Origin of the sequence: Nocardiopsis eucommiae (assembly GCF_965344335.1) — a bacterium.
GTDB classification, from domain to species: Bacteria; Actinomycetota; Actinomycetes; order Streptosporangiales; family Streptosporangiaceae; genus Nocardiopsis; species Nocardiopsis eucommiae.
Genome location: NZ_CBDRIY010000023.1, coordinates 50,817 through 63,992, shown reverse-complemented (window position 1 = coordinate 63,992; position 13,176 = coordinate 50,817). Strand labels below are relative to the sequence as shown.

The 13,176-nt window shown below is 72.5% G+C and carries 8 protein-coding genes and 1 other RNA gene; 6 read left to right on the top strand and 3 right to left on the bottom strand.

The window, feature by feature from the left end; genetic code table 11:
- Window positions 1–41 precede the first annotated feature (41 nt).
- Both ACRWK8_RS16325 and ACRWK8_RS16320 read left to right on the top strand, forming a co-directional pair.
- Window positions 42–1,016, top strand: coding sequence for an ATP-binding cassette domain-containing protein (locus ACRWK8_RS16325; protein ID WP_378739455.1), 975 nt, complete (start codon window positions 42–44; stop codon window positions 1,014–1,016).
- Window positions 1,013–1,840 (top strand): ABC transporter permease, encoded by an 828-nt coding sequence (locus ACRWK8_RS16320; RefSeq protein WP_378739453.1) that lies wholly within the window; start codon window positions 1,013–1,015, stop codon window positions 1,838–1,840. The genes ACRWK8_RS16325 and ACRWK8_RS16320 overlap by 4 nt, the downstream gene beginning before the upstream one ends.
- A 38-nt stretch (window positions 1,841–1,878) precedes the next feature.
- Here the strand turns inward: ACRWK8_RS16320 and ACRWK8_RS16315 are convergent, their stop codons facing one another.
- On the bottom strand, window positions 1,879–5,160 hold the full coding sequence (locus ACRWK8_RS16315; RefSeq protein ID WP_431871284.1) for an AfsR/SARP family transcriptional regulator: 3,282 nt from the start codon (window positions 5,158–5,160) through the stop codon (window positions 1,879–1,881).
- 267 nt (window positions 5,161–5,427) lie between these two features.
- On the opposite strand from ACRWK8_RS16315, the gene ACRWK8_RS16310 reads away from it, so the two are divergent.
- From ACRWK8_RS16310 to ACRWK8_RS16300, 3 genes are all read left to right on the top strand, one after another.
- The gene (locus ACRWK8_RS16310) at window positions 5,428–6,021 is read left to right on the top strand and encodes a YbhB/YbcL family Raf kinase inhibitor-like protein (RefSeq protein WP_378739447.1); all 594 of its coding nucleotides are present in this window, start codon (window positions 5,428–5,430) and stop codon (window positions 6,019–6,021) included.
- Between the two features lie 360 nt (window positions 6,022–6,381).
- Complete coding sequence (locus ACRWK8_RS16305; RefSeq protein WP_431871282.1) at window positions 6,382–8,676, top strand: hypothetical protein; 2,295 nt, start codon at window positions 6,382–6,384, stop codon at window positions 8,674–8,676.
- Between the two features lie 316 nt (window positions 8,677–8,992).
- A complete protein-coding gene (locus ACRWK8_RS16300; protein WP_431871280.1) occupies window positions 8,993–11,350 on the top strand; it encodes a SulP family inorganic anion transporter in 2,358 nt (785 codons plus the stop codon).
- On the opposite strand, the gene ACRWK8_RS16295 is transcribed toward ACRWK8_RS16300, so the two are convergent.
- Entirely contained in the window at window positions 11,299–11,448 is a 150-nt protein-coding gene (locus ACRWK8_RS16295; RefSeq protein ID WP_378739439.1) for a hypothetical protein, read from the bottom strand. The two genes, ACRWK8_RS16300 and ACRWK8_RS16295, sit on opposite strands and share 52 nt — an antisense overlap.
- Window positions 11,449–11,746: 298 nt before the next feature.
- Between ACRWK8_RS16295 and ACRWK8_RS16290 the strand changes: the two genes are divergently transcribed.
- Window positions 11,747–12,715 (top strand): peptidoglycan-binding protein, encoded by a 969-nt coding sequence (locus ACRWK8_RS16290; RefSeq protein WP_431871278.1) that lies wholly within the window; start codon window positions 11,747–11,749, stop codon window positions 12,713–12,715.
- Between the two features lie 67 nt (window positions 12,716–12,782).
- Here ACRWK8_RS16290 and rnpB read toward each other — a convergent pair.
- Window positions 12,783–13,165: RNase P RNA component class A (rnpB, locus tag ACRWK8_RS16285), an RNA gene on the bottom strand.
- Window positions 13,166–13,176 lie beyond the last annotated feature (11 nt).

Below are 13,176 nucleotides of genomic sequence, written 5' to 3'. Positions count from 1 at the left end.
AGGTCGGCACACTTGGGGACAGACGTTGAAACGGAGGACCAATGACTGACGCCATCCGCGCGGAGGGTCTGGTCAAGCACTTCAAGGGCAAGACCGCCCTCGGTGGAGTGGACCTGACGGCGCGAGCGGGGGCCGTGCTGGGCGTCCTGGGACCCAACGGGTCCGGGAAGACGACGACCGTCCGCATCCTCTCCACCCTGCTCAGACCAGACGCGGGACACGCCCTCGTCGGCGGCCACGACGTGGTGCGCGAGCCGCACCAGGTCCGCCGCCAGATCGGCCTCACCGGTCAGTACGCGGCGGTCGACGCCGAGCTGACCGGCACCCAGAACCTCGTGCTCATCGCCCGCCTGCTCGGATTCGGGCGCACCGACGCCCGGGCGCGGTCCCGGGAGCTGCTGGAGCGCTTCGACCTCTCCGACGCCGCCGACCGCCCCGCCAAGACCTACTCCGGCGGGATGCGACGCCGCCTGGACCTGGCGGCGAGCCTGGTGGGCCGCCCCGCGCTGCTGTACCTGGACGAGCCGACCACCGGCCTCGACCCGCACAGCCGCAACGGACTGTGGGACGTCGTGCGCGACCTCGTGGCCGACGGCGTGACCGTGCTGCTCACCACCCAGTACCTGGAGGAGGCCGACCAGCTCGCGGACGACATCATCGTGCTGGACCACGGCGAGGTGATCAGCCGGGGCACACCCGAGGAGCTGAAGAACCACGCGGGCAACCAGGTCCTGCAACTCCGCACCGTGGACCCGGCGCAACTGCCGCTGGCCACCCGGATCGTCGAGGCCGTCACCAGCTCGCCGGTGACCACGGACGGCCTGCTCGCCAGTGTCCCGGTCACCGACGTGGGTGTGCTGCCCGAGACGGTACGCCGCCTGGACGAGCAGGGTGTGTCCGTCGCGGAGCTCTCCCTGCGCAAGCCGAGCCTGGACGAGGTCTTCCTCGCCCTGACCGGCCACACCGCCGAAGACGAGACCGCGGGCAGGCCCGCGAACGAAGGGACCCCAGCATGAGTGCCGTGACGACCCGGCCGAGGTCGGCACAGGAGGGCGCCCCGGTGGCTCCCTCGCGCATCTCCCCTCTGACCACCGTCCAGCACGGGCTCCAGCTCACCTGGCGCAGCGTCCTGAAGATCAGGGCCAACCCCGAAGAGGTCTTCGGGCTGATGCTGCAACCGGTCATGTTCGTGACCCTGTTCGTCTTCGTCTTCGGACAGGCGATGATGGGTGACTGGCAGACCTACCGCGACTTCCTCATGCCCGGCATCATCGCGCAGTCGGTCATCTTCGCCACGATGGGCACGGGGTTCAGCCTGAGCCAGGACGTGGAGAAGGGCATCTTCGACCGGTTCCGCTCGCTGCCCATCGCGCGCTCGGCCCCGCTGATCGGCGCCATCCTGGGTGACCTGGTCCGCTACGCCATCACCGTGGTCATGGTGATGGTCGTCGGCCTGGCGATCGGCTTCCGCCCCGACGGCGGGTTCCTCGGCGTGCTGGCCGCCAGCGCCCTGGTGCTGCTGTTCGCCTTCGCCCTGTGCTGGATGTCGGCCTTCGTGGGCATGCTCGCCCGCACACCGATGGCGGTGCAGTCGTTCGCGATGATCCTGCTGTTCCCGCTGACTTTCGGCAGCTCGGCGTTCGTCGCTCCCGACGACATGCCGGGCTGGCTGGCCCCGATCGCGGCGAACAACCCGGTCACGCACGTGGTGGACGCCATGCGCGGGCTCATGCTCGGCGGTGACGCCGCCGCTCCCGTGGCCTGGACGCTGTTCTGGACCGTGGTGATCACGGCGGTCTTCTTCCCACTGGCCGTGTGGGCCTACCGCCGCCGCACCTGACCCCCACCGGGCGCCGCCCTCCGAGGCGGCGCCCGGCCTCAGTGGGCCCAGTCCCCGAGGTCGACGTCGTCCGGGACGATCGGGGCGAGCCACGCCTCCACGCGTTCCCGACCGGCGTCGCGTTCGCTGCCCTCGCCCTCCGCCAGCAGGCGCGCGAACCCCCCGGCGCCCAGACGCTCCCCGAGCAGTTCACGCACCCGGCGGGCCCGGGGCGAGGCGGTGTCGGGGACCCCGCGCAGCCGTGCCGCGTAGCCGAGCATGAACGCGGCCCACTCCGGATCCGATCCCGCCACCATGGACGCCATGGTGTCCAGGACCTCGGCGCTGATCGGCCCCAACCCGAACCGGGAGAGCCACCACGCGCGGCCCACCTCGCGCCAGGCCCGGTCCGTGTCGCCGTCGTCCCAGGCGAGGTCGGCCGCCTGCACCCGCCACGCGGGTTCGACGTAGGCCGGGGCGAACCCGCCCAGGGCGGCCAGGGCCGGTTCGGTCTCCTCCAGGAGCCGCCAGGCCTCGACCCGGCGTCCGGCGGCGCGCAGCCACTGGATGTGGGTGAGCCGGAGGGAGACCCGGTGTTCGTCCTCGGCGGGACCGCCCAGGAGCCGCTTGAGGTCCCGTTCGGCCTCCTCCACCTCTCCGAGATCGACCAGGACCTGGGTCCGCCGGGCCCGGAACGTGCTCACGACACCGTCCAGACCGCCCCTCCGCGCCAGTGCGATCCCCTCGTCGAGCAGACGACGGCACCGTTCGAGGTCCGTGTAGCGGACCACGTCCACCAGGTGCACGATGGCGTTGCACTGCCCCCACGCGTCCCCGACCTCGCGCATGGACTCCAGCGCGGTCGTGGCCCGTTCGACGGCCCGGTCGGCCTCACCGTGAACGGCGTCCAACAGCGAGAGCATCAGGTACGCCATCGCGCGGGCCCAGGGGTCCCCCTGCTCCCGGACGCTCTCCTCCAACCGGACGCGGGCCCGTCCCCCGTGATGGCGGTCGGCCATCGAGCGGTACACCAGGCACAGGACGAGAACGGGGTGGTCCTCGGCCCGCAACCCGGCCCCCGCGAGCACCTGCTCCACCCGGTCGAGGCGCTCCAGAACGGCGGCCCGTCCGAGGCCCATCTCCCCCGAGCAGTGGAAGAGGCAGCTCGCGTAGGCCACCTCGTACCCCTCGGGAGGTGCGTCACCCACCAGTTCCAGCACCTGGCCGGACCACCGGTTGGTCTGCTGCCAGTGTTCGTCCAGGGCCCAGTACCACTGGGAGTACTCCACCAGCTCCAGGGCGAGGGCGGCGTCGCGCCGCTCCACCGCCCAGTGGAAGGCAGCCACGCAGTTGTCCGCCTCCGCCGAGAGCCGGGCCAGCCAGGCCCGCTGGCCCGGCCCGCGCAGCTCGGGGTCGCCCCGGTGCCACAGGTCCCGCGCGTAGCGGGCCTGCGCGTCCCGGACGCGCTCCTCCTCACCGCTGGCGGCCAGGCGCTCGGCGGCGTAGGCCCGGACCGTCTCCAGCTGCCGGTAGCGGGCGGGGGCGTCCTCGCGTTCGGGGTCCTCCGCCACCACGAGCGACTTGTCCACCAGGGCGAAGAGCACCGTCCAGACGTCGTCACCGGCGACGGTGCCGTCCGGGGCGTCCGGGTCGGAGCCGACCGTCTCGACCGACTCCAGGGTGGCCCCGCCGGGAAGGACCGCCAGACGGCGCAGGAGGCGGCGTTCGGGTTCGTCGAGCAGTTCCCAGCTCCAGTCGACCACCGCGCGCAGGGTCCGGTGACGGGGCAGCGCCGAGCGGCTGCCGTTGGTGAGCAGGCGGAACCGGTCACGGAGACGGTCCGCGAGCTGGGCGGGCGACATCGCGCGCAGACGGGCGGCGGCCAGTTCGAGCGCGAGCGGCATGCCGTCCAGTTCACGGATGATCCGGACGACGTGGCCCACGTTGTCGGCGTTCACGGTGAATCCGGGGAGCGCCGCCCGCGCGCGCTCGGAGAACAGGGTCACTGAGGGGTAGCTCCCGGCCTCCTCCACCCCGGTTCCCTCGGGCGGAGGTTCCAGGGAGGGCACCGGCAGCAGCGTCTCGCCCCCGACGCCCAGGGGCTCGCGGGAGGTCACGAGCACCCGCAGGTCCGGGCAGCGGGACAACAGGGTCTCGACCAGCGCGGCGGCGTCGGCCACCACGTGCTCGCAGTTGTCCAGCACGACCAGCCCGGCGCGCTCGCCCAGGAAGGAGACGACCCGTTCGAGCGGGGACTGCGGCAGGACGGCGGCACGCGCCTGGAAGACGGCCTGCCCCCGCAGGTCCAGGGCACTGGCGACGGCGTCGGGCAGGTCCGCGCCCCGCCGCACGGGGGCGAGGCCGACGAACCACACTCCGCCGGACGCGAGATCGGGTGCCCGCTCGACCAGGGTCGCGGCGGCCTCGACGGCCAGTCGGGTCTTGCCCGAACCACCCGGGCCGGTGAGGGTGACCAATCGGGCGGCGGAGAGCCGCTCCACGGCGGCACCCACCTCCGTCTCACGGGGAACGAAGCTGGTCAGGGGGCGGGGCAGGCGAACGACGGCGGGAGACCGGGCCTCCTCCGGCACGGGACCGCCGGGGACGAGTTCGCCGCGCAGCAACCGGAGGTGGACCCGCCGGAGGTGTTCGGAGGGGTCCAGGCCCAGCTCGTCCGCGAGCCGTTCCCTGAAGACGTCGTAGGCGGCGAGGGCGTCTGCGGTCCGCCCGTTTCCCGCCAACGCGCGCATGAGGAGTTCGACGGGGCGCTCGCGCTGCGGTTCCCGGGAGACCAGCGCCTCCGCCTCGGGCAGGGTCTCCACGAAGCGGCCGAGGTCGAGCCGGGCGCTGAGATGGTCCTCGCGGGCGGTGCGGCGCGCCTCGGCCAGGCGCAGCGCGACGTCCTCGCCCACGCCGTGCGCGGTGAGGTCGGGGACGGCCGGTCCGCGCCACAGAGCCAGGGCCGCCGACAGGGCGCGCTCGGCCTCCCCCGGCTGACCGGCCAGGAGCCGTTCCCGCCCGAGCCCGGCCAGTTCCTCGAACTCGTACAGGTCCACCTGGCCGGGGGCGACCTCCAGCCGGTAACCGGTGGCGTCGCCGTGGAGGCGGACGTCACCGCCCAGGGCACGGCGCAGGCGGGAGGCGAGGGCCTGGAGCGCGTTGCCCGTGGCGGCGGGAGCGTCGTCTCCCCAGATCGCGTCGGTGAGCCGCGCGGTGGACACCTGCTGGTCGGGATGGAGCAGGAGGAGTGTCAGGAGGGCGCGCAGGCGGGCGCCGCCGATGGTGAGGGGCTCTCCGGAGGTGTCGAGCACCTGGAGGGGCCCCAGAATGGAGAACCGCACCGCACCATCATCACCGATCCCGGGGACGTCCGGGCGTCACCGCCGCTACGGGAGACCGCTGACGGGGCCCCGCGACGCGGGTCGGTGAACGGTGCGGAATGCGGTGGTCGCGGCCGATCACAGTAGGGTTCGGACAGGACCGTGTCGCGCCAACCGTCCAGGTGCCCGTGCGCACGGATCCTCCGTGACCGGCCCGGGTTCCTCCCGCGCCAGGTCCGACGTACCGCGAGTCTCGCCTTATGGCCCGAAAGTCCAGCTGGAGCCCCATTGTTCCCGGTCTTGCCTTCCCTCCGGACCACCGCAGCGCACGGTGTGCCCCGATCGTCCCCCGGCGCCCGCGCGGGTGCCGTGGCGGTGGGCGCGGCCCTGCTCGCGTCCACCGGTTGCGGGGTCCCCTCGGAGCTCCGCGGTGAGATGCCGACCGACATCAACGTGACCAGTCCGATGATGCAGGAGGGCCAGCCGCTTCCCGCCGCGTACTCCTGTGAGGCCGACGGGGAACCGGTGTCGCCGCCGCTGAGCTGGTCGGGGCTGCCCGACGACGTGGGCTCGATCGCGCTGGTGGTGGACGACCCGAGCGAGGCCGTCGTGTTCTGGATGGTCTACGACCTGGACCCGCAGCTGGTCGAGCTGCGCCAGAACACGGTTCCGGGAGACGCGAGGCAGGGGCAGAACTCCGCGGGGGAGTCCTCCTACGGAGCTCCGTGCCCCGAGGAGGGTGACGTCCACGAGTTCCGCTTCACCGTGTACGCGCTGGAGGGGAACCTGGACCTGCCCGAGGGCGCGTCGATCGACCTGACCCTGGAGGGCATCGCGGAACAGGCCGTGGCCCGGGGGACACTGATCACCAGCAGCGAGTGAAATAGGTCATAATAGGCAACTCCCTGCGCCCGGAAGCCGGACGGACCCGCGCGACCGACGACACGGGGAACAACTGAGGAAGCACCCGTCGCCCTCTGCACACAGCGCGCGACAGCGCATACAGTGGGTCCGTGCCCCTCACCCCATTTCAGTTGACCGATTCCCGTTCACCCGCCCCGCGGCACCCTGACCCGAGACCGCGTCGGATCACCGGCGGTCGCGCCCTGCCAGCCACTCGGTCCCGGCACGCCGGGCCCACGCGGAACCGGGCCGCCGCCTTCCCACCTCGACCGGTACTCGTCAGGCCGGTCCCAGGCGCTCCCCGGGCGCGGCCGACCTCCCCAAGGTAGTGCGTACACCATGACCGTCACCGTCATCATCATCACCGCCGTCATCGTCGTGCTCGCCGTGCTCGTGCTCCTCCTCCTGGGGATGCGCGCGCTCAGCATCGGCTCGCGTGAGGACGACTACGACGACGAGTACGAGTACGACGACGTCGAGGACACCGACCGCGACGACCGGCGCGACCGGCGGGAGCGGGACGGGGCCCCCGAGGACGAGGAGGCCGCCCCGAGGGGCCGGTCCCGCAGAGCGCGCCAGGACTCCGGTGGCAGGGCGGAGCGGCGTCCCAAGGGTCGCCGCCAACGCGGAGTGGACTGGGAGGACGACTCCGACGGGCTCTCCGACAACGACTTCTGGTCCAGTCTGAGCGACGACGAGGGGGCACCGTCCCGCTCCGGTGGGCACGGGGGTTCCACCGGACGCGGTGACGACGACGGTTACGTCGACGACTACGACGACGAGTTCGACGACCACGGGGTGCCCGACCGGCAGGACACCGTGATCCAGGCCCCGGTCGGCCGGGTCGACGCCCTCCCGGCAGCCCCCGCGGAGCGCGGGCCCACCGGCCCCTCGGACCTCGCGATGCTGGCGAGCCTGGGGCAGGGCACCACGCCCCCTGAGCCGGCCCCACGCCACCAGGAGCAGCGCCCGCCGGAACAGACTCCCGCACAGGGCCTGGCCGCACTGCCGCCGACCCAGGGGCCGCCGCCCGCGCAGGGGCTCCCGCCCGCCCGGGCCACGGGGACGCCCTCCTCGCTGGACGACGACCCTCTCGGCGCGGGTTCCTGGACCCCGCGTCCCCCCTCGACCGGTGACCCCTTCGAGGGACGTGAGCTCCGACCCGCCGAGCGACAGGACCCGGTCTCCCCGGACCCGCTGGGCGGCCCCCTGGGCGGTGGACCCGGTGGCTCCCTCGGGGGCGGACCGCTCGGGGGAGGCGGCCAGGCGGGCGGACCGCTGGGCGGCGGCTCCCACGGCGGATCGCTGGGCGGAGACCCGCTCGGCGGTGGGCCCCTGGGCAGCGGGCTCGACAACGGTGCGCGTTCGTCCTACGACAGTGGGGCGATGAACCGCTCGGACTACCCGCCCCTGGGCGCCACGGGCTCCGGCGGCGGTGGGACTCTCCCCGCCTCCTCCGACCCCTTGGACCCCGGGTTCCGGCCGCACTCCTCCGGCGGTGACGACCTGAGCTCACCGATCTGGTCGAGCATGGACACCGGCGCCCATCAGCGCCCCGACCTGTCCTCGCTGGGCGGGTTCGGCGGCGGCCACGGCGGCCCGAGCGGCAGCCACGCGGCCCCCGGTCCGGGCGCCCAGCCCGCACCGGGGCAGCCGATGGGCGGGCCCACCGTGCCCGGGCACCAGTTCCCCGGTTCCTCCGATCCCCTGACCGGCGGGTACGCGACGGGTGCGTTCACGTCCGGTGCCTCCTACGACGGCGGGTCCTACGACAGCGGGGCCTTCTCGCGTTCGGAGTACGACACCGGCACGCACCAGCGCAGCCCCTACGACACCGGCGCCCACACCCGCGACTACACGACCGGCACGCCCCACCACGGCGGACCCAGCGGAACCGAATACGACACCGGAACCCACCACCGCCCCGCCTACGACACCGACTCCTTCACCCGCTCGGAATACGACACCGGCACGCACCAGCGCAGCCCCTACGACACCGGCGCCCACACCCGCGACTACACGTCCAGCACGCCCCACCACGGCGGACCCGGCGGTCAGAACGGTCCGGGGCGGAACCTGCCCGGCGGTCCCGGAGGCAACGCTCCGCTCTGGGGCGGGCAGGACGACACGGGCGGCTTCGGCCAGGCGAGCCAGCCGACGGTCCCGGGCGGCCAGCCGGGGCAACCCTCGCCGTTCGGCCAGGGTCCCGCCGTTCCTCCGGGTCCGGGCAGCCCGGTCGGCGGTCCGGGCGTCCCCGGGTACCCCGGTGCCGGCTACGCGACCGGCGCCTACTCGGCGGACCAGCTCCGCGGTGAGCTCCCGACCACCTTCCCGGGCCACACCCAGCAGAGCGACCCCTACGGCCAGCAGCCCCACCCGGGCGGTCAGGGCGGATTCGGCGGACCGGGTGAGCACGCCGACCCCCTCAGGGGCGGATACGTCCCGCAGCGCCCCGAGCCCGACTACGGGTACCCCCCCGTGGAGGGCTGGCAGCCGCCGCACCCGGCGGTTGGGGACGGCCAGGGAGGGCCCGGCCAGCAGCAGGGCCCGGGGCCCTACGGGCAGGCGCCCTACGGTCGCCCCGCCCCTGGCGAGCACTACGAGGGCGGCTACGAGGACGGCCGTTTCCGCTAGGTCACGGACCTCCGCGCGCGCGGCGCGCCATCATCACCACTTCACATCACCGAGGTGGCGGGGAACCCCCGCCACCTCGGTTTTTCTCTGTCCTGGTTTGTCCGTCCGAACATGTGAAGTCTGGAAAAAGGTCACCGGGAGCACAACAGCCCGTAACACAGAGTCATCCTGATTGACTACAATTAGTTAATGGCGATGCACCCTTCGCGGTCTCATCGTCGTCACGCGTTCAGCCACGTGCCCCCCGTTGCGGACTCTGCCGTCCCCGTGCGCCTACGCATACGCCTTTGCCTGGTCCAACCCGAACGGAGTAACCATGCGCAACGACGCCCAGGGAGCACCACCCGGCCGACAGGAGACCACCTCCGATCGGCCCGGGACCCACACGGATCGCAAGGGGGTCGCCGCCGACGTCGGCGCCTCCCTCGTGGTCTTCCTGGTCGCCGTCCCCCTGTCCCTGGGGATCGCCGTCGCCTCCGGCGCGCCCCTGATCGCCGGAATCATCGCCGCCGTCGTCGGCGGCATCGTCGCCGGCCTCGTCGGCGGTTCGGTGGTGCAGGTCAGCGGCCCGGCCGCAGGACTGACCATCATCGTCGCCGATCTGATCATGACCTACGGCTGGCGGGTCACCTGCCTGATCACCCTGCTGGCGGGGCTGGTCCAGCTCGCCCTCGGGGCGTTCCGCATCGCGCGGGCCGCCCTCGCCGTCTCCCCCGCCGTCGTGCACGGCATGCTCGCGGGGGTCGGCGTCACCATCGCCCTGGCCCAGCTGCACGTGGTCCTCGGCGGGGCCCCGCAGAGCTCGGCCCTGGCCAACATCGCGGACCTGCCGCACCAGATCGCGAACAACCACACCGCCGCCGTCGCGGTCGGCGTCATCACCATCGCGATCATGTTCGGCTGGAACCGGCTCCCGGCCATCGGCAAGGTACGGCCGGGGATGATCCCCGCCGCGCTGGTCGCGGTGGGTACCGCCACCGTCATCGCCACCCTCGGGCGCTGGGAGGTGGAGACCGTGGCCCTGCCCGGTTCCCTCGCCGACGCCTGGAACGGACCCATGCTGCCCGAGTCCGGCCAGTGGCACGGGATCGCCCTGGCCGTGGCGGCCGTCGCCATGGTCGCCAGCGTGGAGTCGCTGCTGGCCGCGATCGCGGTGGACCGCCTCCACAGCGGACGCCGGGTCCAGCTCAACCGTGAGCTCTGCGGTCAGGGAGCGGCCAACACCGTCAGCGGCGCCCTGGGCGGCCTGCCCATCGCCGGTGTCATCGTGCGCAGCACCGCGAACGTGCGCGCCGGGGCCCGCTCGCCGCTCTCCACGATCCTGCACGGCGTGTGGATCCTGTTGTTCGTCGCGTTCTTCGCGCACGTGGTCGAGCTCATCCCGATGGCGGCCCTGGCCGCGCTGCTCGTCTTCATCGGCGTGCAGATGGTGTCCCTGGCCCACCTGCGCGACCTGCGCAAGCACCACGAGGCCAGCGTCTACCTGGTGACCCTGCTCAGTGTGGTGTTCATCGGACTGCTGGAGGGGGTGTTCATCGGCTTCGCGCTGGCGATGATCGTGTCGCTGCGCCGCCTGACCAAGCTCACCGTGGTCACCGAGGAGCGCGCCGGGCGGGTGCACGTGACCGTGCACGGGTCCCTCACCTTCCTGGGCGTGCCCCGGCTGGCGCACGTGCTGCGGACCATCCCCGCGGGGTCCAGCGTCGACCTGGACCTGCACGTGGACTTCATGGACCACGCGGCCTTCGAGGCCATCCACGCCTGGCGGGTGGACCACGAGCGCACCGGTGGCAGCGTCGACATCGACGAGGTCCACGAGAACTGGTACGCGCGCAGCTCCGCGAGGTCGGCTCCGGCGGCCAAGACCATTCCCAAGGGCCGCTGGTGGGCCCCGTGGGACATGCGCCGTGAGTCCGGTGCGGTCCCCGCGGTGAACCCGCTGGGCCTGCTCACCGCGGGGGCCCGCGAGTACCACGCCAGCACGGCGGACCGGATGCGATCGGTGATGAGCCGCCTCTCGCACCGCCACAACCCGACCGCACTGTTCGTCACCTGCGCGGACTCACGGGTCGTGCCGAACCTCATCACCGCCAGCGGCCCGGGCGACCTGTTCACCCTGCGCAACGTGGGGAACCTGGTGCCACCGCACGGGAGCTCCGACGGGTCGGCCGGTGCGGCGGTGGAATACGCGGTCAACGTCCTGCGGGTGCCCTCGATCGTGGTGTGCGGACACTCCCACTGCGGAGCGATGCGGGCCCTGGCCGAGGGGGCGCACCAGGGGCCGGTCGAGGAGGAGAGCACCCACATCCGCCGGTGGCTGGCCAACGGGGAGGGGAGCCTGCGCCGTGCCGGGGCGGACCACGGTGAACTGGCGGGGCTGCCCGCCTCAGAGGCGCTGCGGCGTCTGGCCCAGGCCAACGTGGTCGAGCAACTCGGCAACCTGATGGGGTACCCGGTCGTGCGGGAGCGCGTGGAGTCGGGGGAGCTCACGCTGTCCGGGATGTACTACGACCTGGAGACCGCCAAGGTGCACCTGCTGGACGCCGAGACCGGGGAGTTCTCCCCCGTTCAGGGCGTCCAGGACGTGCCCGAGCCCGTGCCGCACCCTCGCCCGGAGGTGGTTCAGCCGTCGGACGGGTCATCGTCGGGCGCGTCGTCCCGTCCGTCCTGCTGAACACCTGAGGCCTGGTACGTGGCGAGCAGGATGATCGCCACGATCGCCAGGATCGGCAGGGCGAAGAGCAGCACCCAGAAGGCGGTGGAGTCGAACAAGAGTCACCCATTCCCGTGAACGCGGATGCCCGTCGGGCCGTCGACCCCGGTCGGCCCACGGGCGTTCGCGCTCCGGAGCTCCCGGGGTACGGAGCGCACGGGCCAATCTACCGTCCCACAGGGCGATCCGACCATCACCATGACGATTCAGGAATGTGTCCCCGAAGCCTTCCCGCCCGGCCGAAAGCACCTCGAACCCCCCTGTACGAATCGGAGCGGGCGTCCTACTCTCCAGGGGACCGAAGGAAACCATCCAATCGAGCCCCCTCCTTCGGCGTTTTCCTTCACAGGAGACAAGATGTGCGAGTCCTGCACGGCGCCCGTCTCTGACCCCCGCGCCTGTGAACCCTCCTCCCCCTGGTCGCGCCGCCTGCTGTTCGGCGCCGGACTGGGAGCGGCCGTGGCCCTGACCGGTCTGGGCGGCACCACCGCGCACGCCGCGTCCGCGATGAACGCCTCCTGGTGCAACCCGGCCCTGGGCTACTTCCCTTCGGGCGGGCACTTCGGTGCGCCCCGGGGCGGCAGCACCCACGCCGGTCAGGACGTCACCAACAGCACCGGCACCGCCGTGTACGCGGCGGCCGCCGGAACCGTGGTCGGCCGCTCCTGGGGAGGCGGTCTCACCGGCCGGACCGGCGAGGCCATCGTCATCTCCCACGGCAACAACGTGTACACCTACTACGGTCACCTGAGCGTCTACCGGGTCGCCCTCAACGCCCGGGTCAGCGCGGGCCAGCGCATCGCCGACATGGGGGCCACCGGCAACGTGACCGGCCCCCACCTGCACTTCGAGACCCACACGGGACGTCTCGGGGGCATCACCAACCCGGTGCCGTTCATGCGGTCCCGCGGGGTGGACCTGGGCGGTGGCTGGCCGAGTGTCGACCCCGAGGCCAGAGGGGTGACGGTCTCCGTCATCCAGCACCTGATGACCCAGCGCGGCACCTCACTCGTGACCGACGGGTACTACGGCCCGACGTCGGTCAACGCGGTGAAGGCGTTCCAACGGTCCAAGGGGCTGGTCGCGGACGGTCAGGTCGGCCCGAAGACCTGGCCCCACCTGGTGTACGAGCTCAGGCAGGGGGTCCGCGACGGCTCGCACGTGCGCGGGCTCCAGACCGCGATGAACAAGCGCAGCGCGGGCCTGGCGGTCGACGGCAACTTCGGCCCGGTCATGAACACGGCGGTCCGGGAGTTCCAGCGCGTCAACCGGCTGGTCGTGGACGGCGAGGCCGGTCCCCTCACCTGGCGGGCCCTGGTGGGCTGAGCACGCCGCTCGGCCCCGGCCCGGACCCGGGGCCGAGCACCCCACGGTCGATCCGGAGAGAAGAAGGAGAGGGAGTCGGCCGGTAAGCCGGATTCTGTCGGTCCTGGGACCGGACGGTCATCCATCTGGGGCCGTCGTTGCCAACGACCTCGGTGCGGTCTACCCGCGAACTCGGGCGGGCCGCCCTCGAACATCCGCGCGGGAACCCGAAGGTTCCCTTTTTGACCTTGCTCCGGGTGGGGTTTACCTAGCCAGCCGGATCGCTCCGGCCGCTGGTGGTCTCTTACACCACCGTTTCACCCTTACCACCGCGAGCGGTGGCGGTCTGTTTTCTGTGGCACTGTCCCGCGGGTCACCCCGGGTCGGCGTTACCGACCACCCTGCCCTGTGGAGTCCGGACTTTCCTCGAACCCGCGCCGGGCGCGGGTCCGCGACCGTCTGGCCGACTCCCCCTCTGAGCC